The 26,205-nt window shown below is 68.8% G+C and carries 24 protein-coding genes and 1 pseudogene; 11 read left to right on the forward strand and 14 right to left on the reverse strand.

Annotated features, from left to right (window positions below; all coding sequences use genetic code 11):
* The first annotated feature begins 2 nt into the window (after window positions 1–2).
* The 5 genes and pseudogenes from DCD74_RS10305 to DCD74_RS10325 all read left to right on the forward strand — a co-directional run bounded on the left by DCD74_RS10305 (window position 3) and on the right by DCD74_RS10325 (window position 5,324).
* Entirely contained in the window at window positions 3–2,402 is a 2,400-nt protein-coding gene (locus tag DCD74_RS10305; RefSeq protein WP_112927229.1) for a heavy metal translocating P-type ATPase, read from the forward strand.
* Entirely contained in the window at window positions 2,399–2,617 is a 219-nt protein-coding gene (gene ccoS, locus DCD74_RS10310) for a cbb3-type cytochrome oxidase assembly protein CcoS (protein WP_112927230.1), read from the forward strand. The genes DCD74_RS10305 and ccoS overlap by 4 nt, the downstream gene beginning before the upstream one ends.
* Window positions 2,607–3,332: a sulfite exporter TauE/SafE family protein gene (locus DCD74_RS10315; RefSeq protein ID WP_112927231.1), complete on the forward strand. Its 726-nt coding sequence runs from the start codon at window positions 2,607–2,609 to the stop codon at window positions 3,330–3,332. Before ccoS ends, DCD74_RS10315 begins: the two co-directional genes overlap by 11 nt.
* Before the next feature lie 56 nt (window positions 3,333–3,388).
* Window positions 3,389–4,159 (forward strand): helix-turn-helix domain-containing protein, encoded by a 771-nt coding sequence (locus DCD74_RS10320; protein WP_162615982.1) that lies wholly within the window; start codon window positions 3,389–3,391, stop codon window positions 4,157–4,159.
* Window positions 4,160–4,273: 114 nt separating this feature from the next.
* A pseudogene (locus DCD74_RS10325) lies at window positions 4,274–5,324 on the forward strand (energy transducer TonB).
* A gap of 79 nt (window positions 5,325–5,403) precedes the next feature.
* On the opposite strand, the gene DCD74_RS10330 reads toward DCD74_RS10325, so the two are convergent.
* The 7 genes from DCD74_RS10330 to DCD74_RS10355 form a co-directional block, all read right to left on the reverse strand.
* Window positions 5,404–6,594 carry an ABC transporter permease gene (locus DCD74_RS10330; protein ID WP_112927233.1) on the reverse strand — a complete coding sequence of 397 codons (1,191 nt, stop codon included), beginning with the start codon at window positions 6,592–6,594 and terminating at the stop codon, window positions 5,404–5,406.
* The gene (locus tag DCD74_RS10335) at window positions 6,591–7,346 is read right to left on the reverse strand and encodes an ABC transporter ATP-binding protein (protein WP_112927234.1); all 756 of its coding nucleotides are present in this window, start codon (window positions 7,344–7,346) and stop codon (window positions 6,591–6,593) included. The genes DCD74_RS10330 and DCD74_RS10335 overlap by 4 nt, the downstream gene beginning before the upstream one ends.
* Window positions 7,343–8,839, reverse strand: coding sequence for an alpha/beta hydrolase (locus tag DCD74_RS10340; RefSeq protein WP_112927235.1), 1,497 nt, complete (start codon window positions 8,837–8,839; stop codon window positions 7,343–7,345). Before DCD74_RS10340 ends, DCD74_RS10335 begins: the two co-directional genes overlap by 4 nt.
* Before the next feature lie 29 nt (window positions 8,840–8,868).
* Entirely contained in the window at window positions 8,869–9,063 is a 195-nt protein-coding gene (locus DCD74_RS10345; protein ID WP_112927236.1) for a helix-turn-helix transcriptional regulator, read from the reverse strand.
* Window positions 9,060–9,656: a hypothetical protein gene (locus DCD74_RS10350; RefSeq protein WP_162615983.1), complete on the reverse strand. Its 597-nt coding sequence runs from the start codon at window positions 9,654–9,656 to the stop codon at window positions 9,060–9,062. Before DCD74_RS10350 ends, DCD74_RS10345 begins: the two co-directional genes overlap by 4 nt.
* Complete coding sequence (locus DCD74_RS12725; RefSeq protein WP_217424253.1) at window positions 9,653–9,811, reverse strand: hypothetical protein; 159 nt, start codon at window positions 9,809–9,811, stop codon at window positions 9,653–9,655. The genes DCD74_RS10350 and DCD74_RS12725 overlap by 4 nt, the downstream gene beginning before the upstream one ends.
* A gap of 142 nt (window positions 9,812–9,953) precedes the next feature.
* On the reverse strand, window positions 9,954–10,730 hold the full coding sequence (locus DCD74_RS10355) for an FAD-binding oxidoreductase (protein ID WP_112927238.1): 777 nt from the start codon (window positions 10,728–10,730) through the stop codon (window positions 9,954–9,956).
* A gap of 83 nt (window positions 10,731–10,813) precedes the next feature.
* Between DCD74_RS10355 and DCD74_RS10360 the strand changes: the two genes are divergently transcribed.
* The 4 genes from DCD74_RS10360 (at window position 10,814) to DCD74_RS10375 (ending at window position 14,184) form a co-directional block, all read left to right on the forward strand.
* Complete coding sequence (locus DCD74_RS10360) at window positions 10,814–11,776, forward strand: ABC transporter ATP-binding protein (RefSeq protein ID WP_112927239.1); 963 nt, start codon at window positions 10,814–10,816, stop codon at window positions 11,774–11,776.
* A complete protein-coding gene (locus DCD74_RS10365; protein WP_112927240.1) occupies window positions 11,773–12,543 on the forward strand; it encodes an ABC transporter permease in 771 nt (256 codons plus the stop codon). The genes DCD74_RS10360 and DCD74_RS10365 overlap by 4 nt, the downstream gene beginning before the upstream one ends.
* A 62-nt stretch (window positions 12,544–12,605) precedes the next feature.
* Window positions 12,606–13,085: a hypothetical protein gene (locus DCD74_RS10370; protein ID WP_112927241.1), complete on the forward strand. Its 480-nt coding sequence runs from the start codon at window positions 12,606–12,608 to the stop codon at window positions 13,083–13,085.
* Between the two features lie 100 nt (window positions 13,086–13,185).
* Window positions 13,186–14,184 (forward strand): OmpA family protein, encoded by a 999-nt coding sequence (locus DCD74_RS10375; protein WP_112927242.1) that lies wholly within the window; start codon window positions 13,186–13,188, stop codon window positions 14,182–14,184.
* Between the two features lie 297 nt (window positions 14,185–14,481).
* Here the strand turns inward: DCD74_RS10375 and polA are convergent, their stop codons facing one another.
* Complete coding sequence (polA, locus tag DCD74_RS10380; protein ID WP_112927243.1) at window positions 14,482–17,241, reverse strand: DNA polymerase I; 2,760 nt, start codon at window positions 17,239–17,241, stop codon at window positions 14,482–14,484.
* A gap of 75 nt (window positions 17,242–17,316) precedes the next feature.
* On the opposite strand from polA, the gene DCD74_RS10385 reads away from it, so the two are divergent.
* Window positions 17,317–17,589: a DUF2782 domain-containing protein gene (locus tag DCD74_RS10385; protein WP_112927244.1), complete on the forward strand. Its 273-nt coding sequence runs from the start codon at window positions 17,317–17,319 to the stop codon at window positions 17,587–17,589.
* Between the two features lie 140 nt (window positions 17,590–17,729).
* Window positions 17,730–18,506, forward strand: a complete 777-nt coding sequence (locus DCD74_RS10390) for a hypothetical protein (protein ID WP_112927245.1) — start codon at window positions 17,730–17,732, stop codon at window positions 18,504–18,506.
* Window positions 18,507–18,604: 98 nt separating this feature from the next.
* On the opposite strand, the gene DCD74_RS10395 is transcribed toward DCD74_RS10390, so the two are convergent.
* The 6 genes from DCD74_RS10395 to DCD74_RS10420 form a co-directional block, all read right to left on the reverse strand.
* On the reverse strand, window positions 18,605–18,835 hold the full coding sequence (locus DCD74_RS10395; protein WP_112927246.1) for a hypothetical protein: 231 nt from the start codon (window positions 18,833–18,835) through the stop codon (window positions 18,605–18,607).
* 64 nt (window positions 18,836–18,899) lie between these two features.
* Complete coding sequence (uvrD, locus tag DCD74_RS10400) at window positions 18,900–21,074, reverse strand: DNA helicase II (protein ID WP_112927247.1); 2,175 nt, start codon at window positions 21,072–21,074, stop codon at window positions 18,900–18,902.
* Between the two features lie 46 nt (window positions 21,075–21,120).
* Window positions 21,121–21,684, reverse strand: coding sequence for a TIGR00645 family protein (locus DCD74_RS10405; protein WP_112927248.1), 564 nt, complete (start codon window positions 21,682–21,684; stop codon window positions 21,121–21,123).
* 75 nt (window positions 21,685–21,759) lie between these two features.
* On the reverse strand, window positions 21,760–23,271 hold the full coding sequence (locus DCD74_RS10410) for a GAF domain-containing protein (protein ID WP_112927249.1): 1,512 nt from the start codon (window positions 23,269–23,271) through the stop codon (window positions 21,760–21,762).
* Window positions 23,272–23,401: 130 nt separating this feature from the next.
* Complete coding sequence (locus tag DCD74_RS10415; RefSeq protein ID WP_112927250.1) at window positions 23,402–23,827, reverse strand: biliverdin-producing heme oxygenase; 426 nt, start codon at window positions 23,825–23,827, stop codon at window positions 23,402–23,404.
* A 4-nt stretch (window positions 23,828–23,831) separates the two neighbouring features.
* The gene (locus DCD74_RS10420; protein ID WP_112927251.1) at window positions 23,832–26,177 is read right to left on the reverse strand and encodes a S9 family peptidase; all 2,346 of its coding nucleotides are present in this window, start codon (window positions 26,175–26,177) and stop codon (window positions 23,832–23,834) included.
* Between the last annotated feature and the right edge of the window lie 28 nt (window positions 26,178–26,205).

Genomic DNA, 26,205 nt, shown 5'->3' on the forward strand with positions numbered 1-26,205 from the left:
CGATGACCACGCCTGTCCCCGGAGCGGCCCGCTGCTTCCACTGCAATGAAGCCCTGCCCGCCGCGCCGCTGCGCGCGGAGCTGGACGGCGCGTCGCGCGCGTTCTGCTGCGATGGCTGCCGCGCCGCCGCGCAATGGATCCGCGATGCCCTGCTGGGCGACTACTACGCGCTGCGCAGCGAAGCCGCCGGCCGCGTCGGTACCGAGCCGCTGGACTACGCCGCCTGGGACCGCGAGGACATCGTCGCCGGCCATGTGCGTACGCTCGACGACGGTGCGCGCGAGATCACCGTGCTCACCGACGGCATGCGCTGCGCCGCCTGCGCCTGGCTGCTCGACAACGCATTGCGCCGCGAACCCGGCGTGGCCGACGTCACCGCCAATGCGGTGACCGGGCGCGTGCGTATCCGCTGGCAGCCGCAGGCCGCGCCGCTGTCGCGCCCGCTCGAACGCATGGCCGCGCTCGGCTACCGGCCCTACCTCGCCACCGGCCTGGCGCGCGAGGAAGCACGCCGCCGCGAGCGCAACCGCTGGATCCTGCGGATGGGCATCGCCGGGCTGGGCGCGATGCAGGCGATGATGTTCGCCGAGGCGCTGTATCTCGACACCGCCGGCGAGATGTCGCCGGCCACCCGTGACTTCTTCCGCTGGATCACCTTCCTGGTCTCGACGCCGGTGGTGTTCTATTCCGGCTGGCCGTTCCTGGAAGGCATGTGGCGCGAATTGCGCCATCGCCGCCTGGGCATGGACACGCTGATCGCGTCATCGACCCTGCTCGCCTGGGCGGCCAGCGTCATCGAGACCGTGCGCCACGGCGTGCACGTCTGGTACGACGCCGCGGTGATGTTCGTCTTCCTGCTGCTGGCGGCGCGGATGATCGAGCAGGGCGCGCGCAAGGTGGCGAGCGCGCAGGTGGATGCGCTGGCGCGGGCGCGACCGGCGCTGGCCACGCGCGAATTGGATGAAGACGGCGACCAGCGCGAACAGGTGCCGGTGGCGCAGCTGCAGGCGGGCGACATCGTACGGGTGGCGCCGGGCGAGGCGGTGCCGGCCGATGGCATCGCGCTGGCCGCCGCCGCCTTCGACGAAGCGCTGCTGACCGGCGAATCCACCCCGGTGCGCAAGGAAACCGGCGACGCCATCTACGCCGGCAGCCTGTGCGCCGACGTGCCGGCGCGCGTCGAAGTCACCCGCACCGGCAGCGACACCCGCCTGTCGGAGCTGGCGCGGCTGGTGGAAGCCTCGCAGGCGGCGCGTCCGCGGCTGGCGCAGCAGGCCGACCGCATCGCGCACCAGTTCGTCGCGCTGTTGCTGGTCTCCGCGGTCGTGGTCTATGCGTTCTGGCGCTGGCACGACCCCGCGCGCGCGCTGGAAGTCACGCTCGCCGTGCTGGTGGTGAGCTGCCCGTGCGCGCTGTCGCTGGCGATTCCCTCGGCGCTGGCCGCAGCCCATGGCGCGTTGTCGAAGATCGGCGTGCTGGGCGTGCGCGAGGATGCGCTGGAACGGCTGGCCGCCATCGACACCCTGGTCTTCGACAAGACCGGCACGCTCACCGAAGGCGCGCCGCGGATCGCCGCCATCGAGACCTTCAACGGCCTGACCCGCGAGGAAGCCATCGGCATCGCCCAGGCGCTCGAACGCGACAGCCGGCACCCGCTGGCGCGCGCGTTCGCGCAATTGCCGGGCGAAGCCGCTTCCGACATCTCCCGGCTGCGGCAGACGCCGGGGCAGGGGGTGGAAGGGGTGATCGACGAATGCCCGTGGCGGCTCGGCCATGCCCGGTTCGCGGCGGCCGGGGTGGACGATGCCGGCCACGCGGTGTGGCTGGGCGATGGCCAGCAGCCCTATGCGCGGTTCGACCTGGCCGAACAGCCGCGGGCCGATGCCGCCGAAGCCGTGCGCCGCCTGCAGGCGCAGCAGGTCGCGGTGGAACTGGCCAGCGGCGACGGGCCGGAAGCGGTGGCGGCGATGGCGGCGACGCTCGGCATCGGGCGCTTCGCCGCGCGGCAGACGCCGGAGCAGAAGCTCAGCCATGTGCGCGCGTTGCAGCGCGACGGCCACCGGGTGGCGATGGTCGGCGACGGCATCAACGACGCGCCGGTGCTGGCCGGCGCCGATGTCTCGCTGGCGATGGGCGAGGGCGCGGCGCTGGCGCAGCGCGCGGCGGATCTGGTGGTGACCTCGGGCCGGGTGACGCGGCTGCCGCAGGCGATCGCCATCGCGCGGCGCACCCGCAGCGTCATCCGCCAGAACCTGGCCTGGGCCGCCGCCTACAATCTGCTGGCGTTGCCGCTGGCCGCCAGCGGCCACGTCACCCCGTGGATGGCCGCGCTCGGCATGGCGCTGTCGTCGCTGCTGGTGACGCTCAACGCGCTCCGCCTGGCCAAGGTCCGCGACGCATGAACATCCTCCTCGCGCTCATCCCGATCAGCCTGATCCTGCTGCTGATCGCCGTGGCCGCCTTCGTCTGGGCGGTGAAGCGCGGCCAGTTCGACGACCTCGACACGCCGGCGCTCGACATCCTGCGCGACGACCCGCACGACCGCCGGCCGCCGGACGCGGCGGCACCGCCCGCCGACGCCGGCATCGACAAAAACATTCCGCACGATGCCGATTGACTGGCTGGTACTCGGTTCGGCCTGGCTGACCGGCGTGCTCGGCGGCGTGCATTGCCTGGCGATGTGCGGCGGGATCGCCACCGGGATCGGCGTCAGCGCGCAGCGCAAGGGCCTGTCCGATGCGGCGCTGGTGAACCTCGGGCGCGTGGCCGGCTACACGCTGGCGGGCGTGATCGCGGGCGGGGTCGGCGGCGGCATCCTGGCGGCGGCGCGGCTGGACTGGCTGGCGACGGGCTCGCGGATGCTGGTCGGCGCGGTGCTGGTGCTGGCGGCGCTGCGCCTGCTGCTGCCGGCGCGGAAGCTCGGTTTCCTGGCCCGGCCCGGCCAGCGCCTGTGGTCGAAGCTGCAACCGCTGCAACGTCATCTGCTGCCGGCCGACACCGCGCCGAAGCGTTTCGCGCTGGGCATGCTCTGGGGCTGGCTGCCCTGCGGTCTCAGTACCACGTTGCTGGCCGCCGCCTGGCTGCAGGCCTCGGCCCTGCACGGCGGGCTGACCATGCTCGCCTTCGGGCTGGGCACCTTGCCCCTGATGATTCCGCTGACCTGGACCGGCGCGCGCGCGGCGCGCTGGCTGGCGCGCCGTGAGCTGCGCCTCGCGCTCGGCGGGCTGGTGCTGCTGGCCGGCGTGCTGACGCTCGCCGCGCCGTGGCTGATGCAGGTGCCGGGCATGCACGGGCTGCTGTCGGCGCTCGGCTGCCGCAGCCTGCCGGGCTGATCCGCGCGATGTTGCACGGCAGCATCCGCCGGGGTGCGGGGGGCATAATGACGGCCATGGAAGCCACCGTCGCCCTCGACCTGCCCGGCCTGCGCCGCAGCTGCGCGCAGTGCTCGCTGCAGGAACTCTGCCTGGCCGGCGGGATGACCCTGGACGACCTGCGCCGGCTCGACGAGATCATCCGCGTGCGCCGCCCGGTGAGTGGCGGCAGCCACCTGTTCCGGATGGGCGATGCGATGGGCTCGGTGTTCGTGACCCGCGAAGGCGCGGTCAAGACCGTGACCTGCAACGAAGGCGGCGACGAGCAGATCGTCGGCTTCCACCTGCCGGGCGAGATCTTCGGGCTGGACGCGCTGGCCAGCGGCGAGCACCGCTGCGATGCGCTGACCCTGACCGACACCAGCCTGTGCGAGATCCCGTTCGACCGCCTGGGTGAGATCGCCGCGCAGATCCCCGGCCTGCAGCAGCAGCTGATGCGGGTGATCGGCATGAGCCTGGGCCGCGACCAGGACCACAAGGAAATCCTGATGCGCCGGCAGGCCAACGAGCGCATCGCGCTGTTCCTGCACGGCCTGTCCGAGCGCCTGCGCGCGATCGGCCGCGACCCGGTGCGGATCCGCCTGCCGATGAGCCGCATCGACATCGCCAATTACCTGGGCCTGGCGCTGGAGACGGTCAGCCGCGGCTTCACCCGGCTGCAGGAAGAAGGGTTGATCGATGTGCACGGCCGCCAGGTCACCGTGCTCGACGCCGCCACGCTCACCCGCCTCGCCCACGGCATGGCCCAGGACGAAGCCGCGCCGCCGCGCCGCCGCCCGGCCGGATAGCGGATCGGCGCCACGAAAATCGATGCCACCGCCCCCGCACGGTTGACAAACCGCCCGCGCAAGGCGATGTATGCACCTTTACAAGGCCGTCACGGCCAACACCGGGGGAAAACGATGTCGCGTCATCCAAACACCAAGGCCGTCCTGCACGTTGCGCTGGCCGGCGCGCTCGCCTGCGGGCTCGTCGCCTGTGGCGGCAAACAGGAAGAGCAGGCTGCCGCGCCGACCGGCCCGGCCCAGACCCAGGCGCCCGTCGGCCCGGCCCAGGCGATCTCCGCCCAGGTCGCGGCGATGTCACCCGACCAGCTGCGCGAAGCCGCCACCAAGGCGGTGGGCGAGCAGCGCCTGTACGCCCCGGTCGGCAACAACGCCATGGAGTACTACCTGGCCCTGCGCGACAAGGCCCCGAACGATGCCGCCGTGTCCGGCGCGCTGACCGACCTGCAGCCCTACACGCTGATCGCCACCGAACAGGCGATCACCCGTGACGATTTCGCCGAGGCCCAGCGCCTGTACGCCCTGCTGGAGAAGACCGATGCCAATGCCCCGGCGCTGCCGCGCCTGAAGCAGAGCATCGCCCGACGCGCAGGCCAGCCTGGGCCAGCGCCAGCAGCAGGCCGCGACCGCCGAGGTCGATGCCGCCAAGCAGGCCGAACTGGCCAAGGAGCGCCTGGCCGAGCAGCAGAAGATGCAGCAGCAGGCTGCCCAGCAGCTCGCCGCCAAGCAGGCCGAGGACAAGCGCCTGGCCGATCTGCGCGCCGCCGAGTCCCAGCGCCAGCAGCAGGCCAGCCAGGCCGCGCAGGAAGCGCGCGAAGCCGAGGAACGCCGCCAGGCCGAGCAGCGCGCCGCTGCCCAGCGTGCCGCCGCCGCGCCGCCGGCCGCTGCCGCCCCGGCCCCGCGTGCCGGCAACAACGACCTGGTCGCGATCAGCACGCCGCAGCCGAAGTACCCGACCGAAGCCCTGCGCAGCGGCCAGTCCGGCACGGTGCAGGTGGAGTTCACCGTGGGCACCAACGGTTCGGTGACCGCGGCGCGGGTGATCAGCGCCAACCCGGCGCGCGTCTTCAACAACGAGACGCTGTCGGCGGTGAAGCGCTGGCGCTTCCAGCCGGTGTCGAGCCCGATCACCAGCCGCCGCACCATCAGCTTCGCGCCCAACAACTGAGGCGTGCAGGCGGCAACGAAAAAGCCCGGCGAAAGCCGGGCTTTTTCTTGGGCGGGGATGCCGGCCGGGCCGGCGGCCCTCAGCCGGAGATCGCCAGCTTCTCCTGCCGGTAGCGCCACACCGCCGCCAGCCACAGCAGCGCGGCCAACCCGACCGCGGAGGCCAGGTAGACGCCCCATTGCTGCGGGTCCGGCGACTCGCCGCGGGTCACCTTCTGCACCAGCTGGTTCTGCGACAGGAACGGCACCGCGTACTGCCAGAGCTGGGTGTCCTTGAGCGGATAGGCCATCAGCGCGTAGCTCGGCACCATCGGCAGCAGCATCATCCACATCACGTGGCTCTGCGCCTCTTTCATGCTCTTGGCGCCGGCGGCCACGAAGGTCACCACGCCGGTGCCGATCACCACCAGCGGCAGCAGGATGAGCAGCAGCTTGGAGATCGCCGGCAGGCTCACGTCCATCGAGCGCGCCAGGCCGCTGGACAGCTGCGCGCTGGCCTTGAATGCCAGCAGGATCAGCAGCAGGGTGATGACGCCGATCACCGTGGCCGCCAGCATCTTGCCGCTGACCAATGCCCCGCGCGAGGCCGGTGTGGCCAGCAGCGGTTCCAGCGACTGCCGCTCGCGCTCGCCGGCGGTGGTGTCCATGGCCAGGTGGATGCCGCCGAGGAAGGCCGAGATCAGCAACAGGATCGGCAGCATCACCGACATCAGCATGCCGCGCTTGGCTTCCGGGGTGGCCATGTCGCGGGTGCCGACGCCGACCGGCATGCCGACCGCCGGATTGATCCCGCGCGAGAGCATGCGCAGCGCGCCGAGTGCCTGCGAATACTTCTCGAGTGATGCCTGCACGCGCTTGGCTGGCACATCGGCATTGCGGCGGGTGGAGTCGGTGACGATCTCGACCTTGGCCGGCTTGCCGGCCTGCCAGGCCTTGCCGAAGCCGGGGTCGATGATCAGGCCGACGTCATCCTTCTGGTTGCGCACGGCGGCTTCGACTTCCTGCTCACTGGCGTGGCGGATCCTGATGCCCTGGCTGGCCAGCAGCGAGACCAGCGTCGGGGCCTGCGCCGCGCCGGCGACCGGGATGGTCATCGGTGCTTCCAGCTGGGTGGTGGCGCGGCTCTCGGCCAGCTTGCCCATGCCCAGCAGCATCGCCGGGTAGAGCAGCGGGGTGAGCAGCAAGGTCATCAGCATGGTGCGGCGGTCGCGGAAGAAGTCGCGGAGCTCCTTGCGCATCACCACCATCATGGTGCGGATTCCGGTGTTCATGCGTGCAGGCCCTCCTCGGTGCCGATGAGGCGCACGAAGGCATCCTCCAGGTTGTCGATGCCGGCCTGCGCGCGCAGTTCCTCCGGCGCGCCTTCGGCCATGACCCGGCCGTTGGCGATGATGACGATGCGGTCACAGAGCGCGGCGACCTCCTGCATGATGTGGCTGGAGAAGATCACGCAGCGGCCTTCGGCCCGCAGCTGGCGCAGGAATTCGCGCAGGCCGCGGGTGGTCATCACATCGAGCCCGTTGGTGGGTTCGTCGAGGATGACGTTCTTCGGGTCGTGCACCAGCGCGCGCGCGATGGCGGTCTTGGTGCGCTGGCCCTGGCTGAAGCCCTCGGTCTGGCGGTCGAGGAAATCCTCCATCTGCAAGGCCTGCGCCAGCACCCGGGTGCGCTCGGCGATCTGCGCCGGGCTGAGGCCGTGCAGTTCGCCGAAGTAGGCGATGTTCTCGCGCGCGGTCAGCCGCTTGTAGACGCCGCGCGCATCGGGCAGCACGCCCAGCGAACGCCGCACCTTGTCGGCATCGGTCGCGACATCCACCCCGTCCACCTGCACGCGGCCGGTTTCCGGCTGCATCAGCGTGTAGAGCATGCGCATGGTGGTGGTCTTGCCGGCGCCGTTGGGGCCGAGCAGGCCGGTGATCTGGCCGTCGTGGGCGGTGAAGCTGACATCGTCCACGGCGACGACGGGGGCGGCTTTCTTGCCCTTGCCGGGAAAGGTCTTGCGCAGGTGTTCGGCGACGATCATGGTTCCCATCCCGAGTAAGAGGTGAACGGCGGCACGTAGGCCAGCTGGTCCAGGCATTTGGCGTCGAGCGCCTTGGCGTCGGCCTTTTCGATGAACTGGGCGAACAGCTTGGGCATGCAGCCGGCGCCGATGACGTTGTGGCCCTGGCCCTTGAGGTTGAGCCAGCGCGAATTCGGCAGCGTCTTGACGATCTCCTCGCCGTAGCGCGGCGGTGTGACCGGGTCGAACTCGCCGGTCAGCACCAGCACCGGCAGGTCGCCCTTGAGCGCGGTGTTGAAGTCGGCGGGCTTGGCGCCCTTGGGCCAGATCGCGCAGGTCTGCGCCATGGCTTCGGTCATGCGGTTGCCGAGCACGGTATCGGCGTCCTCGGCGCGGCTGACCATGCTGTCGGCGTCTTCGGTGCAGACCACCGACATCTGCATGCCCATCGCCATCTGGTCCTCCATCTGGCCCGAGAGCATCTTGGCCAGCGCCATCAGGCTGGCGTAGCGGCCCTGGTTGGCCTCGTGGATCAGCTGCGGCAGCAGCGCGCCGGCCGCCGGCATGTAGGCGTACATCCGCACCAGGCCGGCCACGGTGTCGGCGGTCAGGGTGTCGGTCTTTTCCTCGTTGGTGCTGGCGTCGCGGTAGGCCACCTGCACGGGGTTGGCGCGCAGGCGCGTGAGCAGGGCCTGCAACTCGGTGCGCGGGTCGCCCATGCGGGTGCGGCAGGCGGCGTTTTCCTTGCAGACCGCGAACTGCGCGGCCAGCGCGTCATCCAGGTTGCGGGCAAAGATGTTGCCGAGGCCGAGCGCGTTGGGCACCGGCGAATCCAGCGTCACCGTGCGCACGTGCTGCGGGTGGCGCAGCGCGTACTGCTGGGCGACGCGGGTGCCGTAGCTGATGCCGATCAGGTTGAGCTTGTCGAAGCCGGCGGCCTTGCGCACGTCGTCCAGGTCGGCGATGGCGTCGGTGGTGGTGTAGCGGGCCAGGTCGGCATCGGCGGCCAGCGTGTCCATGCAGCGCTTGGTGATGGCCAGCTGGGCGGCGGCGTCATCGGCCTTGACCTGCTGGTCGGCCTCCTCGCTCTTGCAGTTGAGCGGGTGCGATTTGCCGGTGCCGCGCTGGTCGATGAGCAGCACGCCCCGATCCTTCATCACATCCTTGAACACCGGGCCCAGGCCGGGGAAGGTCTCGACCGCGGACTGGCCGGGGCCGCCGGCCAGGAACACCACCGGGTCGGGCTGGCCGCCGCCGGGCTTGTCGGCCGGGATCCAGGCGATGTTGAGCGCGATCCTGCGGCCGTTCGGCTTGGCGCGGTCTTCCGGTACGGAGAAGGTGCCGCACTGGGCTTCGAGCGCATCGGTGCCGGGCATCGGCGATTCCAGCGAGCATGGCGCCAGGCGCAGGCTGCCGAGCGCCATCCGCGTATCGGGGCTGGCCTCGGGGCTGCGGTTGCAGCCGGCCAGAAGCGCCAGGCCCACGGCGAGCGTGAGTCGGGTGGGTCGGTTCATCGCGGACAACCTCCTGTTCCGTGCATGGTTCATTCCTCGGGAAAGAAAATGGATTCGATGGGGGTGGCGAACAGCCGGGCGATGCGGAACGCCAGCGGCAGCGACGGGTCGTACTTGCCGGTCTCCAGCGCGTTGATCGTCTGCCGCGAGACCTCCAGCTGCTCGGCCAGCGCCGCCTGCGACCAGCCGCGGGTTTCGCGCAGTTCGCGCAACTGGTTGTTCATTGGTAGCGCCGCACCGCGAAGAACTTGGCGATGCCGTAGACCAGCATCGTCATCGGGAAGACCCAGATCATCGCGGCGGCGGCATCGACCGAAATCACCCGGGCCTTGTCCAGCAGGCCGGCGGCGAAATACAGGAAGGACACGGTCAGCGCGGCGATGCCGATCGCCTCGGTCTCGATGCGCCGCTGCAGCTCGTCCACCTCGCGCAGGTAGCGTAGCGCCGCGCGCATGAACAGCAGAATGGCCAGCGCCGGCACGATGGCCACCGCCGCCCGCAGCGGCACCGATTCGATGCCGCGCTTGATCAGCCAGATCGAGCCGAACAGGGTCAGCGAGTAGCCGATCATGATCGGCCACAGCGCGCGGATGTAGCGGCGGCCGGCCGGCTGCGCGTACAGCTCGTCGCAGTGCTCGCGCCACCAGCGCGGCATCAGCAGGAACAGCAGCGCGCCCAGCAGATAGCCCGCGCCGATGCCGAGCCAGGTCTGCACGCCGTCGCGGTTCCAATCCAGCAGCCACTGGCCGGCCCCGGCCAACAGCAGCGCGCCGGCGCCGATCGCCACGAAGATCCACATGAAGCGGCTCATCGTCATGCGTCGCCCCCCTTGCGGGCCTTGCCGATGAAGACGATGCCGAGCGCGATGAAGGCGCAGCCGACGCCGAGGAAGGCCTTCTGGTCGCCGGCCATGGCGATGGCGAAGAAGACGATCCCGATGACGAGGAAGGGAACGCCGGCGGCCTTTGGCATGGTCCGGTTGTCCATCGCACACACCTTGTGTCAAGGAAGCTTGACAGACAACTTAGGCGACGGAATTCCGTGTGTCAAGTGTGCTTGACATGTTTTTTCGATGCGGTGAAGCCGGGTTGATGCCGCTCCGGCCCGCGTGCGGCTATCTGGCCGGGGCCAGGCTGACGTATTTCTCGCGCCGGATGTGCTTCATCGGCAGGCCGAAGTCCTTCAGCGCCTCGACGCAGGCATCGACCATGTTCGGGTTGCCGCACAGGTAGGCGATGTCGCCTTCCGGCTCCGGCGCGATGTCGGCCAGCACGTTCTGCACGTAGCCGAAGCTCGGCTCGCTGGCGCCGCGCATAGCGTCGTCGGGCGCGAAGGTGTCGCGCGAAAACGCGATCCGGTATTCGAACTGTTCTGGGAAACGCCGCACGGTGTCGGTGAACTCGTCGGCGAACAACAGGTCGTCCGGCGTGCGCACGCCGTGCAGCAGGACCACCCGCAGGCCGTCGTCGCGCATCCGCCGCTCCAGCTCCGGCAGCATCGAGCGGTAGCTGGCCACGCCGGTGCCGGTGGCGATCAGCAGGTAGCGCGCCGGCGCGTCTTCCGGCCGCAGGGTGAACAGCCCGAGCGGCCCGCTGGCCTGCAGGGTGTCGCCGATCGCCATGCCTTCGAACAGCGCGGTCGCCGCCCCGCCCGGCACCCGGCTGGCGACGAACTCCACCGCCTCGCCAGCCTGGATGTGGTGGTCGTGGCGGGTCGCGCAGGAATAGCTGCGCCGCGCGGTGCTGCCATCGGCCAGCGGGAAGTGGATCTGGATGAACTGGCCCGGCGTGTAGTCGAGCGGCTGGCCGTCATCGCGCACGAAGGACAGATGCAGCACCGCGGGCGTGGCCAGCCGGCGCGCGGTCAGGCGGATCGGGAAGAACTTGCTCATGGGGTGGGCGCAGGCAAGGCGGCCGGCGCGCGGATGGCTCCGGATCGGGCCCATATACTAGCGTTTTGGTCCGGTCCCCTCGCATGAATCCCCACGATCCGGGCGTCCCCGCGCTCTCGGTGCGCGCGCTACGCAAGACCTACGACAACGGCGTGGAAGCGCTCAAGGGCATTTCGCTCGATGTCGCCCCGGGCGACTTCCACGCGCTGCTCGGGCCCAACGGCGCCGGCAAGTCCACCCTGATCGGCATCGTCAGCTCGCTGGTCAACAAGACCTCGGGCGAGGTGAAGGTGTTCGGCATCGACATCGACGCCGACCGCAGCGCGGCGATGCGCCAGATCGGCCTGGTCCCGCAGGAAATGAACTTCAACATGTTCGAGAAGCCGATCGACATCTGCGTCAATTACGCCGGCTTCTACGGCATCCCGCGCGACGAGGCGCTGGCCCGCGCCGAAGTCGTCCTGCGCGAGGCCCAGCTGTGGGAGAAGGCGCATGTCATCAGCCGCACCCTGTCGGGCGGCATGAAGCGGCGGCTGATGATCGCCCGCGCCATGATGACCGCGCCGCGCCTGCTGATCCTCGACGAGCCCACCGCCGGCGTCGACATCGAGATCCGCCGCGGCATGTGGCAGACGCTGAAAAAGATCAACGCCGAGGGCACCACCATCATCCTCACCACCCATTACCTGGAAGAGGCCGAGGCGCTGTGCCGCAACCTGGCGATCATCGACCACGGCCGGATCGTCGCGGAGGGCTCGATGAAGTCGATGCTGGCGCGGCTGGATGTCGAAGGCTTCCTGTTCGATGTCGAAGGCGAACTGCCGGCGCAGCTGCCGCAGATCGAAGGCGCCACGCTGGCCGCGCTGGACGCGCACACGCTCGACCTGGACATGCCGCGCGCGATGGACCTCAACCGCGTGTTCGAGGCCTTCGAGGCCGCCGGCATCCGCGTCCGCTCGATGCGGACCAAGTCGAACCGGCTGGAGGAGCTGTTCGTGCGGATGATCGCCACCCCGCCCGCCACCACGCCGGAGGTGCGCGCATGAGCCATCCCAACCTGGTCGCGCTGGGCACCATCGTGCGCCGCGAAGTGATGCGCATCCTGCGCATCTGGCCGCAGACGCTGGTGCCGCCGGCGATCACCATGACGCTCTATTTCCTGATCTTCGGCGGGCTGATCGGCTCCAAGGTCGGCGACATGGAAGGCATCAGCTACATGGCCTTCATCGTGCCCGGGCTGGTGATGATGAGCGTCATCCAGAACAGCTACGGCAACATCAGCTCCAGCTTCTTCGGCGCCAAGTTCGGCCGCCACGTCGAGGAACTGCTGGTCAGCCCGATGCCGAACTGGGTGATCCTGACCGGCTACGTCGCCGGCGCGGTGCTGCGCGGGTTGATGGTCGGCGCCATCGTCATGGCCATCGCCATGCTGTTCACGCCGGTGCGGCCGCCGCATCCCTTCATCACCTTCGCCTCGGTCCTGCTGGGCGCGACGATCTTCTCGCTGGCCGGCTTCGTCAACGCGGTCTATGCGAAGAAATTCGACGACATCACCATCGTCCCCACCTTCATCCTCACCCCGCTGACCTATCTGGGCGGCGTGTTCTATTCGGTGAGCATGCTGCCGAAATGGGCCGAGGCCGCAACCCACCTCAACCCGATCTTCTACATGGTCAACGCGTTCCGCTACGGCCTGCTCGGGCGCAGCGACGTGCCGGTGGGCGTCGCCTTTGCGCTGATGCTGGGCTTCGTGGTGGCGCTCGGCGCGCTGGGGCTGTGGCTGCTGAAGCGCGGCACCGGCATGCGCAGCTGAACGGGCGTTCCACCTTCAGAACGGGTTGTTACACTCCCGGCTCCCCCGATTGGAGCCTGCCGATGTCGTCCTGCCGTTTCCTTGTCCTCTCCCTGGCCGTGTTTTCGCTGGCCGCCTGCAGCCCGCAGCCGGCCGCCGACAGCGCGGCAACCGCCGCCGCCGCTGACAGCCCGGACACCGCCACCGGAGCCCCGGCGGACAATGCGCGCGATGCCACCCCGGCCGATCCGCAGCATGTGAACACCATCCAGCTGGGCGCGACGATGACGGCGATGACCGAGATCTGTGGCCTGTCACAGCCGGCCGATGCCGACAAGGCGTTGCAGGGCATCAAGAAGGAAATGGCGAAGTCCGGCGTGTCCGATGCCGAGACCGAGCGCGTTTTCCACGAGGCCTACGGCGCCGCCAAGGCGAAGGCGGCCAGCGCCCCGCCGGCCGAGATCGCGAAGGGCTGCGAATCGCTGAAGCAGATGGGCGACCCGGCGACGATCAAGAAGCTCAACGACCTGGCCGCCAAGGCCGAGGCGGCCGCGAAGTCCTGACCCGCCGCGGGCGCGGCCGGCCTGGCCGCGTCGCGGGTGTCCATCGCCGTCCACGGTATTCCGCGCCATCGCGCGGACGCCTGTAACCATGGAGATTCCCATGAAGAAGACCCTGCTGAGTCTGGCCGTCATGGCCCTGCTTTTCACCGGCTGCAAGCAGGCGGATGACGCCGCATCGGCCACCCCCGCCGCGCCCGCTTCCCAGGACGCCACCGCCTCTGGGGAGGCTCCCGCCGCGACCGGCTTCGACATCGAAAAGGTACCGATGTCGACCGCGACGCTGGGTGACTTCCCCTACATCACCCTGCCCGCCGGTTACAGCAACAAGGGCTACGGCCAGACCAACAAGGCGTTCGCGCGCTTCCCCTTCTGGGTGGATGGCCAGGCGCACTGGGTGGAAGGCAGGTTCCACGGTGAAGTGTTTTATCCCGAGCAGGGCAAGGACTTCTCGGGGCTGGAAGTCATCCGCAACTTCGAGGCGCTGATCCAGCAGATGGGCGGCGTGAAGGTCTCCGAAGGACGCATCCCCACCGAAGCCATCAAGAGCTGGGGTGACGAGATCACCCAGGGCTTCATCGACGGTCTGGGCGATGTCTACAGTGAAACCACGCGGGTCTACGTGGTGCGCCGGCCGGAAGGCAACATCTGGTTGCACCTGCTGGTGGACAGCGTGGGCGCGTCGTACGTCATCGGCCAGGAAAAGGCCTTCCAGCAGACCGCGCAGCTGCTGCCCGCCAGCGAGCTGAAGAAGCAGATCGACGCCGCGGGGAAGGTCGCGCTGCAGGTGAACTTCGCCACCGACAAGACCGACGTGCTGCCGGATTCCCTGCCGCAGATCGAGCAGGTCGTGGCGCTGCTGAAGGACGACCCGGCGCTCAGGCTCGCCATCAACGGCCATACCGACGACAGCGGCGATGCCGCCCACAACCAGCAGCTGTCCGAGGGGCGCGCGAAGGCGGTCGTGGCCCTGCTGGTGGGCCGGGGCATCGAGGCATCGCGACTGAGCGCCGCGGGCTTCGGTTCCGCGCAACCGGTCGCGGAAAACGCCACAGCCGAAGGCAAGGCGAAAAACCGGCGGGTCGAACTAGTTAAACAGTGACCGCTGAACATGGGTGTCGTCGGAGAGGCCGCAATCCCCGCCCATAAAAAACCCCGCCGGAGGGGGGCCGGCGGGGTCGGGGGGAGGGAACAAGGATCTGGGGAGGGATCCTGATCCCGGGATCGTCTCCAGGGGAGGGGAGCGATCAGCAGCAGACGTTGCATCTGCTACGGGGCTAGTTGAACACTCCGGACATGGATGATTCGTGAACCCGCCAGTTAAGAAATTGTTGGCTGGCGGGGCGATTCAGTAGGCGTTCAAGCTGCCGGTAACGGGCGGGATGGCGCTGCGCCCTGATCAGTGCGCCTCGTCCCAGTTTTCTCCGATGCCGCCGTCCACCAGCAGCGGCACGCGCAGTTCGGCGGCGGCCGACATCCGTTGTTTCGCCTCGGCCATCAGCTCCGGCACGAAGGCTTCATCGGCCTCGAACACCAGTTCGTCGTGGACCTGCAGGATCATCCGCGCCCGGGCGGCGTGACCGGCCAGCCAGCCGTCGAGCGAGATCATCGCCCGCTTGATGATGTCGGCGGCGGTGCCCTGCATCGGCGCGTTGATCGCCGCGCGTTCGGCGCCGGCGCGCTGTCCCTGGTTGCGCGAGTGGATGTACGGCAGATACAGGCGGCGGCCGAACACCGTTTCGACGAAACCCTGCCCGCGCGCCTGTTCGCGGGTGCGCTCCATGTAGTCGCGCACGCCCGGATAGCGGCTGAAATACAGCGCGATGTAGTCCTGCGCCTCGCCGCGCGGGATGCCGAGCTGCTTGGCCAGCCCGAACGCGCTCATGCCGTACATCAGGCCGAAGTTGATCGCCTTGGCGGCGCGGCGTTCGTTCGGCGTGACCTCGTCGATGGGGCGGCCGAACACTTCCGCCGCGGTCGCGCGGTGCACGTCGGCGCCGGATTCGAACGCCGCCAGCAGCGCCGGATCGCCCGACAGGTGGGCCATGATCCGCAGCTCGATCTGCGAGTAGTCGCAGGCCACCAGCTTGCGGCCCGGCGGCGCGATGAAGGCGCGGCGGATGCGGCGGCCGTCCGGCGTGCGGATCGGGATGTTCTGCAGGTTGGGATCGCTCGACGCCAGCCGCCCGGTCGCGGCACCGGCCTGGTGGTAGCTGGTGTGCACGCGGCCGGTATCGGGGTTGACCATCTCCGGCAGCTTGTCGGTATAGGTGCTGCGCAGCTTGGCCAGCCCGCGGTACTCCAGGATCACCCGCGGCAGCTCGTGCAGGTCGGCGATCGCCTCCAGCGCCTCCTCGTTGGTGGATGGCGCGCCGCCCGGCGTCTTCACCAACGCCGGCAGTTTCAGTTCATCGAACAGCAGCGCACCGAGCTGCTTGGGCGAATCCAGATTGAGCGTGCGCCCGGCCAGTTCGGTCGCCTGCTGCTGCGCAGCGAGCATGCGCTTGCCGAGGTCGGCGGACTGGCGGCGCAGTTCGTCGGCATCGATCAGCACGCCGTTGGCCTCGATGCGTTCGAGCACCGGCACCAGCGGCATCTCGATGTCGCGGTAGATGCCTTCCAGCCCCGGCTCGGCCGCCAGCCTGGGTTGTTGCACGCGGTCGAGGCGCAGGGTGATGTCGGCGTCCTCGGCGGCGTAGCGGGTGGCGTCGTCGAGGGCGACGGCGGCGAACGGGATCTGCTTCGCGCCTTTTCCGGCCACCGCGCTGTAGGGAATGGTGTCGATGCCGAGCAGCCGCTTCGCCTGCGAATCCATGTCGTGGCGCTGGCTGGAATCCAGCACGAAGCTCTGCAGCATGGTGTCGTCGGCATAGCCCTGCACGTCGATGCCGTGGCGGCGCATCACGTGCAGGTCGTACTTGCCGTGCTGCCCGATCTTGCCCTTGGCCGGATCGGTCAGGGCGGGGCGCAGCGCCTCCAGCACGTCATCCATCGGCAATTGCGCGGGCACGCCCGGATAGTCGTGCGCCAGCGGGATGTAGCAGGCGTGGCCGGTCTCCACGCACAGGCTCAGGCCGACCAGGTTCGCGCGCATCGGATCCAGGCTGTCGGTCTCGGTGTCGAAGGCGAAGCGCGGGGCGGCATCGAGCCGCGCGATCCACGCATCCAGCTGCTCGCGGCTCAGCACGGTTTCGTATTCGCCGGGCACGGCCAGCGCGGGATCGAGATCATGGCCGCCTTCAACCACCGGCGCGGCGACGAAGCCACGCGCGGGCGCAGGCGTCTTCGCATCGAACAGGCCTTCGCCCACCGCGCCGCCGTCGAGTTCCTTCAGCGCCTGGTTGAAACCGTAGCGCGCGTACAGCGTGCGCAGAGCATCGGTATCGCGTGCGCGCATCGCCAATGCGTCATAGCCCTGCGGCAGCGCGAGGTCGGTGCGGATCGTGGCCAGCTCGCGGTTCAACGGCAGCCGCTGCAATACCGCTCGCAGGTTGTCGCCGACCTTGCCCTTGATCGCGTCGGCATGTTCGATGACGCCATCCAGCGAGCCGTATTCGCCCAGCCATTTCGCCGCGGTCTTGGGCCCGCATTTGTCGACGCCGGGAATGTTGTCGACCTTGTCGCCGACCAGCGACAGGTAATCGACGATGCGCGAAGGCGGCACGCCGAATTTCTCGATCACCGCCTCGTCGCTGTCGAGGTGGCTGCCGCTCATCGTGTTGACCAGGCTGACGCGCTCGCGCACCAGCTGCGCCATGTCCTTGTCGCCGGTCGATACCACCACGTCCACGCCGGCGTTGGCGGCGGCCAGTGCCAGCGTGCCGATGACATCGTCGGCTTCCACGCCGGATTCGCGCAGGATCGGCAGGCCGAGCGCGGACACGATCGCCATCAGCGGCTCGACCTGCGCACGCAGGTCGTCGGGCATCGGCGGGCGGTTGGCCTTGTATTCGGGGTCGATGTCGTCGCGGAAGGTGGGCCCGCTGGCGTCCATCACGAAGGCGATGTAATCCGGCGCTTCCTTCAGGTGCGCGCGCAGCATGTTGACCACGCCGAACAAGGCGCCGGTCGGTTCGCCGGCCGCATTGGTCAGCGGCGGCAGCGCGTGGAAGGCGCGGTAAAGATAGGAGGAGCCGTCGATCAGCACGAGTTTCTTCATGCCGCGATTCTAGGCGTGTGCGTCGATGGCTGCCCGGTGCTGTAATGCCGGTGACGCATCAGCGGAGGCGAAGACATGGACACGCGGACGATCACGATGCTGCTCGCATTGCTGCTGGCCGGCTGCGCAAGCCATGCGCCGGCCGTGCCCGACAACGCGGACCGCGCGGTGCGCACTGAAGCCAATGGCGATGTCATCGAGGAATTCCGCGTCGGCGGCGTGCTGCGCATGGTCAAGGTGACGCCGCATATCGGCGTGCCGTACTACCTCGTCGACCGCAACGGCGATGGCCGCCTCGAAGCGCATGGCGAAGCACCCGGCGTGTACTTCAAGCTCTACAGCTGGTGATCGCGCGTGATGACGATGCGCATGAAACCGCATCGCGCATGAACCGTTAAGCGCCTTCACCTACGCACAACTTTTTTTCCACGCATCCGCGACGCACGCATCGCCAGAGTGGCTGGACCCCCACAGCTGGAGTACGTGAGATGACGAACAACGAAACCCGCGACATGAACCGCGATCCGATCACCGGCGAGCCGGGTTCTCACCCGGTCGGCACGGGCGTCGGCGCGGCCGGTGGCGCCGCGGCGGGTGCGGTGGTCGGTTCGGTCTTCGGACCGATCGGTACCCTGATCGGCGGGGCCATCGGCGCGGTCGCCGGAGGTGCCGCGGGCCATACCGTCGCCGAGAACGTCGACCCGACCGGTGAAGCCGATTACTGGCGCAGCACTTACAACAGCCGTCCGTACTACAACAGCCAGTACGACTACGACACCGACTACGCGCCGGCCTACGCCTACGGGAACACCGTGCGCAGCCAGTACGCCGGCCGCACCTGGGACGATTCGCTGGAAGCGGAAATCAAGCAGGGCTGGGAAGCCACCAAGGCCAAGTCGCGCCTGGGCTGGGAAGAAGCCAAGGCCGCCGTGCGCGATGCCTTCGACCGCAGCGACCGCACCTACCGCGCGTACGAAGCCACCGACAGGTACTACGCCGACAAGTACAACCAGGCCGACTACTACAAGGCCGACTACGCCTACGACACCGACTACCGCCCGGCCTATCGCTACGGCACGTTCGCGCGCAGCCAGAACCAGGGCCGCGAGTGGGATGACCGCCTGGAGAACGATCTGGAACGCGGCTGGGACAAGGCCAAGGGTGCATCGAAGATGGCCTGGAACGATGCCAAGTACGCGGTGAAGGACGCTTGGCACGGTGTCGAGCGCGTGCTGCCGGGTGATGCCGACGGCGACGGCCGCTGAGTCGATCCGCACGGATGGAACATCGGCAGGGACGCCGCATCCCGATATGCCAAGGGCCGCGAAAGCGGCCCTTGTTTTTTCGATGACGTGGCGAGGGGTCAGACGCGGTCGTCGAGTCCCTTGACGCCGGCATGGCGCGCGCAATGCGCGCAGCAGTAGAAGACGCCGTCCGCTTCCATGCCGTGGCCGATGACGCGGCATTGGCAGTGCGCGCAGATCGGGGCCATGGCATGGATCGCGCATTCGAAGGAATCGAAGGTGCCGCGCTTGCCGTTCATCTCGATGGTGAACGCCTTGTCGTAGTCGTTGCCGCAGACATCGCATTTCATCGCCGTGCTCCGCTGTGGGAAGCCCCGAGCCTGCACCGGCACCTGCCACGGGCCGGTGAACGCGTCAGGCCGGTTGCAGGTTGGCGTAGGCCAGCACCAGCCACTTGCTGCCCACATCGTCGAAGTTCACCTGCACGCGTGCATGCGCGCCATTGCCTTCGATGTCGGTCACCGTACCCAGCCCGAAGCTCGCGTGCCGCACATTGCTGCCGAGCGCGATGCCGGGGGTTTCGATCGGCGCATGGCCGAAGCTGCGGCGCTGCGGCGAGAGATACGGCCGCGCCACCTTCACCTTGGGCCGGATCTCGTTAAGCAGCGCGTGCGGGATCTCGCGCAGGAAGCGCGATGGCAGGCCGATCATGTCCTGGCCGTGCAGGCGTCGCGTCTCCGCATGCGAGAGCACAAGCTTCTGCCGCGCGCGGGTGATGCCGACATAGGCGAGGCGACGTTCTTCCTCCAGCCGCCCGCTTTCCTCCACGCTGCGCGCATTCGGGAACAGGCCTTCCTCCAGCCCGGCCAGGAACACCAGCGGAAACTCCAGGCCCTTCGCGCTGTGCAGGGTCATCAGCTGCACGCCGTCGTCGCCGGCCTGCGCCTGGCCTTCGCCGGCTTCGAGCGCGGCATAGGCGAGGAAGGCGACCAGTTCCGACAGCTGCGCGGATTCCTCGTCGTCGCCGCGCGAGAAACGCGAAGCCACGCTCACCAGCTCGTCCAGGTTGTCGGTGCGCGAGTCGATGCTGCCCTTCGATTCGCGCTCGTAATGCGCGCGCAGGCCGGAACGCACCAGCACATGGTCGATCTTGTCCTGCAGCGACAGCTCGACGCATTCCTCCGCCAGCTGCTCGATCAGCGCGACGAAACCGGCCAGCGCATTGCGCGCACGCGCGTTGAGCGTGTCACCGTCGATCGCCTGGCGCGCCGCTTCCCACAGCGGCACGCCCGCACCGCGCGCGACCTGGCGCACTTCGTCCAGCGTGCGCTCGCCGATGCCGCGCGTCGGCGTGTTGACCGCGCGCTCGAACGCCGCGTCATCCACCCGCGACGCCATCAGGCGCAGATAGGCCAGGGTGTCCTTGATTTCCATGCGCTCGAAGAAGCGCATTCCGCCATATACGCGGTACGGGATCTGCGCGGCCAGCAGGTGCTCTTCGAAGGCGCGCGACTGTGCGTTGCTGCGGTAGAGGATCGCCGCCTCGCCCCAGCTGCCGCCCTCGTTCGACCACTGGCGGATGCGGTCGATGACGTAACGCGCCTCGTCGATCTCGTTGAAGGCGGCGTAGAGGTCGATGGGCTCGCCTTCGCCGGCCTCGGTCCACAGCTGCTTGCCGAGCCGTTCCGGATTGTGCGCGATCACCGCGTTGGCGGCATCGAGGATGTTCGATGTGGAGCGGTAGTTCTGCTCAAGCCGGATGGTGCGTGCGCCCGGGAAATCCTGCAGGAAGCGCTGCACGTTCTCGACCTTGGCGCCGCGCCAGCCGTAGATGGCCTGGTCGTCGTCGCCGACCACGAAGACGCGGCCGGTGTCGCCGGCCAGCAGGCGCACGAAGCCGTACTGGATCGCGTTGGTGTCCTGGAATTCGTCGATCAGCAGATGGCCGAAACGCTGGCGGTAATGCGCGAGAAGCGCCGGCGTGTCGCGCAGCAATTCATGTGCGCGCAGCAGGATTTCGGCGAAATCGACCAGGCCGGCGTTGTCGCAACGCTCCTGGTAGAGCGTGTAGCTCTTCAGCATCACCTCGCCCCACTCGTCGCCGCTGGGCTGGATGTGCTGCGGGCGCCGGCCTTCGTCCTTCTGCGCGTTGATCCACCACATGATCTGCTTGGGCGGGAAGCGCGCCTCGTCGAACTCCAGCTGCTGCACCACGCGCTTGACCATGCGCAGCTGGTCGTCGCTGTCGAGGATCTGGAAGCCTTCGGGCAGTTTCGCGTCCTGCCAGTGCAGGCGCAGCAGGCGATGGGCGAGGCCGTGGAAGGTGCCGATCCACATCCCGCGCGCACCGTGCCGCAGCAGCGCGTCGGCGCGATGGCGCATCTCGCCCGCGGCCTTGTTGGTGAAGGTGACCGCGAAGATGCCGTGCGCCGGCACGCCGTGGACTTCGTTGAGCCAGGCGATGCGGTGGGTCAACACGCGGGTCTTGCCGGAGCCGGCGCCGGCCAGCACCAGCAGGTGGCCGGGCTCGGCGGTGACGGCTTCGCGCTGGGCCGGGTTCAGGCCGTCGAGCAGGTGGGAAACATCCATCCGCGCATTTTACGCGGCGTGGCGCGGGTGGCCCCGCGCGGCTGCGTCAGTGGGCGAGTTCGCGCTTGCTGGCGGCTGCGGTCATCAGGCGGTCGGTCCAGGCGATGCCGATGGCCGAGAGGATGAAGACGCAGTGGATGATGGTCTGCCACATCACGCCCTGCGTCGTGTAGGTCGCGCCGGCCGCGCCCAGGTTGCCGATGGCGATGAAGGTCTTGAGCAGATGGATGGAGGAGATGCCGATGATCGCCATCGCCAGTTTGACCTTGAGCACGCTGGCGTTGACGTGGCTGAGCCATTCCGGCTGGTCCGGGTGGTCTTCGAGCCGCAGGCGCGAGACGAAGGTCTCGTAGCCGCCGACGATCACCATCACCAGCAGGTTGGAGATCATCACCACGTCGATCAGGCCGAGCACCGCGAGCATGATCAGCTGCTCGGTCATCTCCGTGGCATGGCTGATCAGGTGCCAGAGTTCCTTCATGAAAAGGAACACGTAGACGATCTGCGCGACGATCAACCCCAGGTACAGCGGCAGCTGCAGCCAGCGCGAGGCGAAGATCAGGCGCGGCAGCGGGTTGAGCGGACGGCGGGAGACGGGGGCGTTGGACATGGGGTCGGGCGCGGGTAAAAGAGCGGGCAGGGTAACGATGCGGCGTGGAAAATCAAACCGCGCCCGTCAGCGGATTCAGCCGCGCGGCGTCGCCGCCAGCCCCTGCCGCAGCAACAGCATGGTGGCTTCGGCATCTTCCAGGTCGTCGCGGTCCCAGGGCCGGGCCTGGCCGTGGACGGTCTCGCGCCAGGTGTTGAAGCTGCGCCGTGGCGCCATCCGCACGCCGTCATCGGTCGTCACCAGATGCTTGACCGGCTCGCCGGCCCATTCGACATCGGCCACCTGTTCGCGGCGCAACAGCAGCACCGCGTGGTCGTCATCCAGCCGCATCGCCAGCACGCCGGCATAGCGCAGGTCGGCGCCGTCGAGCCAGTCGGCGGCGATGTGGGTGGCCATCACCTCACGGTCGGGCCGCCGTGCAAGCCAGGCGCGCGCGGCATCGAGGGTGGCGTCATCGACCGGTTCGCCCTCGCGCACGTCGCCGGCGGCGGCCAGCAGCACCGCGGCATTGGCCGGCATCATGTCGCGCAGATCGGCGAGCTGGTGCGCGATGGTGACGGCCGGCGCATCGCCGTCCATGAAGGCGCGCACCATCGCGGTGCGGATGGCGCGGCCGCGGATCTTGCGGGCCACGGTGCGCAGGTGTTCGCTGGCGCTGACCCGCAGCGAATAGAACATGCCCAGCAGGTCGGCGGCGGTGCGGTGGCGTGGCGGCAGCTGGCGCGGCGTGCGGTGGTGGCAGGCGACCAGCCCCCAGAGCCGGCCATCGACGATGATCGAGATCGACATCGACGCCGCCATGCCCATGTTGCGCATGTATTCCAGATGCACCGGCGAGACGCTGCGCAGGCCGTGGCGCGAGAGGTCGAGTGGCGTGCCGTCGGGATTGAGCGCGGGCACGATCGGCACCGGCCGGTAATCGGTATCGGCGATGACGCGCACGCGGTTGCGCAGGTAGAGCGCGCGTGCCTGCGGCGGGATGTCGGAAGCCGGGTAACGCAGGCCCAGGCAGGACTGAACGCCCTCCGCCAGCGACTCGGCAATGACTTCGCCGGAGTCGTCGGGCAGGAAGCGGTAGACCATCACCCGGTCGAAGCCGGTGAGCCGGCGCACCTGCTCGGTCATCAGCGCGTGCAGCCGTGCGTCGTCGCCGGTTTCGGCGGTGATGCGGAAGATCATGTCGTGGACGAGTTCGGCGGCCGACACCTGGGCGACGCGGGGCTGCGGTTCGATCTCCAGATGTGCGAGGCCCTGCGCCACGTGCACGCTGACATCGCAATACTGCGCACGCTCGCCGATGTTGACGCTGGCGATGTATTCGGCGGCCTGCGGTTCGGCCTCCGGCGAATAGTTGCCGAGCATCGGCACATCGAGATGGACGAAGTCCGCGATCGGCTGGCCGATGATGTGTTCCGGCGCGATGCCGAACAGCGTGCGGCAGTTGTCGGAGACATGCCGGACCACGCCGGTCGCCAGGTCGCAGCTGACCAGGTAGCCATGGGGTTGGATGCCGCCGCTGAACTGGATCGGTTCGCTCGCGCAGGCGGCAAGCGCCTGCTCGATCTCGAGCCTGTTGTCGCTGGTCATCGTGTTCCCCTGTGGCTCATGCGTCGCCACCGAGGCACCGCGCCGCGAGGGCGAAGGTGTCGCAGGTCGTCTGGATCAGGCGCGCAAAGCCCGGGTCTGCGGGATCCTGCGATGCCAGTTGCTGCTTGAACTACGGCCATTGCGCGCCGCCCTGTTCCGCATGATAGGCGAGGAAGCGCGCGCCGCTTTCACGGTCGAAGCCGAGCGCCGTGGCCTGCCGAAGCAACAGCCGCGCGCCCATCGCCGAGCCTTCGATGACGTAACGCGCGCCGAGGCGTGTGGCGTCATCGTCGATGCGCGGTGCCTGTGGTGCAGCGAGCGGCGCCATACTCAATGCCGCCATGTCCGTTTCAAGCAGCATGCGGTGATGCGCGTAGGCCTGTGCGAGTCCGGCATCGGCATCCGCCAACGCCACCAGCAGCGCGTGCATGCCGCGCAGGTAACGGCGGTACGCGGTGACATCGTCCAGGCCATGCGGGAAGCAGCCGTCCACGCGCGCGTGGTCGTCGCGGGTGGCCTCGCGCAGCCGCGCGTGCGCCGGAGAGGTCGTGCTCATCGCATCATGGCGCAGGCGGCTTGATCTCGTACTGCGGCGGCGGCGTTGCGCCGAGCAGGTGCTGCACGAAATAGTCCCAGCGCCGGCGCATCACGTACCAGCCGTCCTTCCCGAAACCGTGGCGCGCGTGCGGCAGCATCAGCAGGTCGAAGTCCTTGTTCGCCTTCATCAGCGCATCGACCACCAGCAGCGTGTTCTGCGGCGGCACGTTGTCATCCATCATCCCGTGGATCAGGAACAGCTTGCCCTTGAGCCCCTTGGCATGCGACGCGTTGTCCTGGCCGGTGTAGTTGGTCGTGCCGTCGGCGTTCTTCGCCATCAGCCCGTGGTAGCGCTCGGCCCAGTCGTCCTCGTAGCTGAGGTTGTCGTGGTTGCCGGATTCGCTGATGCCGACCTTGAAGAAGTCCGGGTACATGAACATCGCGGTGGCGGTCGCGTTGCCGCCGCCCGAATGCCCCCAGATGCCGACGCGGTCGAGGTCGATCCACGGATGCTTCGCGGCCAGCTGCTTCATCCCCGCCACCTGGTCGGGCAGGGTGTTGTCGATCATGTCGCCGTAGTAGGCGTCCTGGAACGCCTTGCTGCGCCAGGGCGTGCCCATGCCGTCCATCGCCACCACGATGAAGCCGAGTTCGGCCAGCGCCTGGTGATCGAGCTGCGCGGTCGCGAAGCTGCGCGTGCGGATCGAGCCGGTCTGCGGGCCCGGATAGATGTAGTTGACGATCGGGTACTTCTTCTTCGCATCGAAGTGCGAGGGCTTCCACATCATCCCGTAGACATCGGTCCTGCCGTCGCGGCCCTTGACCGTGAACTGCTCGGGCGCGCGCCAGCCGGCGGCGGCCAGGCGCGTCAGGTCGGCGCGGGCGAGTTCTTTGACCTCGCGGCCATCGTCCATCCGGCGCAGCACCGTGACCGGCGCGGTGCCGGCGGTGGAATAGGTGTCGATGAAGAAGCGGCCGTCATCGGCGAGCTGCAGCTTGTGGTCGGCGTTTTCGGGCGTGAGCAACTGCACGTCGCCGCCGTCGAGACTGGCCTTGTAGAAGTGGGCGAAGTAGGGATCGCGGCCCGGCTCGCGGCCGACGCCCCGGAACCACACCGTGCGGCTGGCCGCATCCAGGCGCAGCACTTCGGCGACGTTCCAGTCGCCCGACGTCACCGCGCGCTTCTGTTTGCCGGTGGCGAGGTCGTGGAGATAGAGGTGGCCCCAGCCGGACTTCTGCGTCCACCACAGGAACTCGTTGCTTTCAGGCAGGTAGCGCCAGTTCACCACGCCGCCGATGCCGCTCTCGAACTGGGTCTTCGCCGTTTCCAGATAGACATCGCGCACCGCGCCGGTGGCGGTGTCGGCCACGCGCAGCTGTGCGGACTTGTGGCCGCGGTCAGTGCTGACGAAGGCGAGCGTCCTGCCGTCCTTCGCCCACTGCACGTCCTCCCAGCCGCCGTTGCAGCTGACGTCGTCGCAGCTGGTGGAACGGTGCTGGTCCGGCGTCATCTTCAGGCGCACGACCTTGGGTGCGGTGGTGGACAGGTCGATGACGACGCGCTCGATCATCGTGACGTGTTCGTCGCCGACGAACGGGTACTTCCACTGCTGCGCCACCGGTGCGCCGCGGTTGGTGGCGACCAGGGTCATTGTCGAAGTGCGGCGCTGGTCCTGGCGGAAGGTGGCGAGCTTCGATGAACCCGGCGACCACAGCACGATCGCCTTGTCGCTGTGCTGCCAGCCAGCGTTGTCGGTCGCGTAGCCGTAGTCCGGGCTGCCGTCGGTGGTGAGCTGCGTTTCGGCACGGCTGGAGACATCGCGCAACCACAGGTTCCAGTCGCGGATGAAGACGGCGCGGCGGCCATCGGGGGAGGTCACCGCCGGGCCGTCGCCTTTCCTGTCCTTGGTGGCGGCGCGTTTTTCGCAGGCGCCATCGCGCGGGCAGGCATAGCCGCTGTCGGCGTAGCTGAAGTGCAGGCCGGCGTCATCGAGGCGGATGTCCTTGAGCTTGCCGATGAAGGTCGCCGCATCGACATCGCCCCCGCTGGCCGCAGCGAGGGATTTCGCCAGCGCCGCGCTGTCACCGAGGTCGAGCGGCGTGCCCTTGGCCGCATCGAAACCCATCAGGCGGCTCTGGCCGTGGCGCGATTCCACCCACAGCACGCGTTCGCCGTCCTGCCAGCTGACCGCTTTCGCCGCGCCGTCGACCAGCGGGTCGAGCTTGTGCGCCAGCATTGATTCGGCGCGGGCATAGTCGGCGGCGGTGACGGCCTTGGGTGCGTAGGGCGTCTGGGCGTGGCTCATGGGCGCGGCGAGGCCAAGGGCGAGCAGGGCGGCGGGAACGGCAGTGCGGGCATGGATCGGCATCGGGTCTGCGGCGGCGCGAAGGAATCCC

The sequence above is a fragment of the Lysobacter oculi genome (genome assembly GCF_003293695.1).
Classification (GTDB): domain Bacteria; phylum Pseudomonadota; class Gammaproteobacteria; order Xanthomonadales; family Xanthomonadaceae; genus Solilutibacter; species Solilutibacter oculi.

What these genes read in the sequence shown, in the direction of transcription:
- DCD74_RS10375 (WP_112927242.1), top strand. Translation starts at nt 13,186, where the DNA reads ATGAAGAAGACCCTGCTGAGTCTGGCCGTCATGGCCCTGCTTTTCACC.
- DCD74_RS10335 (WP_112927234.1), bottom strand. Translation starts at nt 7,346, where the DNA reads ATGATCGTCGCCGAACACCTGCGCAAGACCTTTCCCGGCAAGGGCAAG.
- DCD74_RS10360 (WP_112927239.1), top strand. Translation starts at nt 10,814, where the DNA reads ATGAATCCCCACGATCCGGGCGTCCCCGCGCTCTCGGTGCGCGCGCTA.
- DCD74_RS10340 (WP_112927235.1), bottom strand. Translation starts at nt 8,839, where the DNA reads ATGAACCGACCCACCCGACTCACGCTCGCCGTGGGCCTGGCGCTTCTG.
- DCD74_RS10355 (WP_112927238.1), bottom strand. Translation starts at nt 10,730, where the DNA reads ATGAGCAAGTTCTTCCCGATCCGCCTGACCGCGCGCCGGCTGGCCACG.
- DCD74_RS10395 (WP_112927246.1), bottom strand. Translation starts at nt 18,835, where the DNA reads ATGAAATGCGATGTCTGCGGCAACGACTACGACAAGGCGTTCACCATC.
- DCD74_RS10315 (WP_112927231.1), top strand. Translation starts at nt 2,607, where the DNA reads ATGCCGATTGACTGGCTGGTACTCGGTTCGGCCTGGCTGACCGGCGTG.
- DCD74_RS10345 (WP_112927236.1), bottom strand. Translation starts at nt 9,063, where the DNA reads ATGAACAACCAGTTGCGCGAACTGCGCGAAACCCGCGGCTGGTCGCAG.
- DCD74_RS10350 (WP_162615983.1), bottom strand. Translation starts at nt 9,656, where the DNA reads ATGACGATGAGCCGCTTCATGTGGATCTTCGTGGCGATCGGCGCCGGC.
- DCD74_RS10370 (WP_112927241.1), top strand. Translation starts at nt 12,606, where the DNA reads ATGTCGTCCTGCCGTTTCCTTGTCCTCTCCCTGGCCGTGTTTTCGCTG.
- DCD74_RS12725 (WP_217424253.1), bottom strand. Translation starts at nt 9,811, where the DNA reads ATGCCAAAGGCCGCCGGCGTTCCCTTCCTCGTCATCGGGATCGTCTTC.
- DCD74_RS10305 (WP_112927229.1), top strand. Translation starts at nt 3, where the DNA reads ATGACCACGCCTGTCCCCGGAGCGGCCCGCTGCTTCCACTGCAATGAA.
- ccoS (WP_112927230.1), top strand. Translation starts at nt 2,399, where the DNA reads ATGAACATCCTCCTCGCGCTCATCCCGATCAGCCTGATCCTGCTGCTG.
- DCD74_RS10415 (WP_112927250.1), bottom strand. Translation starts at nt 23,827, where the DNA reads ATGAGCACGACCTCTCCGGCGCACGCGCGGCTGCGCGAGGCCACCCGC.
- polA (WP_112927243.1), bottom strand. Translation starts at nt 17,241, where the DNA reads ATGAAGAAACTCGTGCTGATCGACGGCTCCTCCTATCTTTACCGCGCC.
- DCD74_RS10385 (WP_112927244.1), top strand. Translation starts at nt 17,317, where the DNA reads ATGGACACGCGGACGATCACGATGCTGCTCGCATTGCTGCTGGCCGGC.
- DCD74_RS10330 (WP_112927233.1), bottom strand. Translation starts at nt 6,594, where the DNA reads ATGAACACCGGAATCCGCACCATGATGGTGGTGATGCGCAAGGAGCTC.
- DCD74_RS10405 (WP_112927248.1), bottom strand. Translation starts at nt 21,684, where the DNA reads ATGTCCAACGCCCCCGTCTCCCGCCGTCCGCTCAACCCGCTGCCGCGC.
- DCD74_RS10390 (WP_112927245.1), top strand. Translation starts at nt 17,730, where the DNA reads ATGACGAACAACGAAACCCGCGACATGAACCGCGATCCGATCACCGGC.
- uvrD (WP_112927247.1), bottom strand. Translation starts at nt 21,074, where the DNA reads ATGGATGTTTCCCACCTGCTCGACGGCCTGAACCCGGCCCAGCGCGAA.
- DCD74_RS10420 (WP_112927251.1), bottom strand. Translation starts at nt 26,177, where the DNA reads ATGCCGATCCATGCCCGCACTGCCGTTCCCGCCGCCCTGCTCGCCCTT.
- DCD74_RS10365 (WP_112927240.1), top strand. Translation starts at nt 11,773, where the DNA reads ATGAGCCATCCCAACCTGGTCGCGCTGGGCACCATCGTGCGCCGCGAA.
- DCD74_RS10410 (WP_112927249.1), bottom strand. Translation starts at nt 23,271, where the DNA reads ATGACCAGCGACAACAGGCTCGAGATCGAGCAGGCGCTTGCCGCCTGC.
- DCD74_RS10320 (WP_162615982.1), top strand. Translation starts at nt 3,389, where the DNA reads ATGGAAGCCACCGTCGCCCTCGACCTGCCCGGCCTGCGCCGCAGCTGC.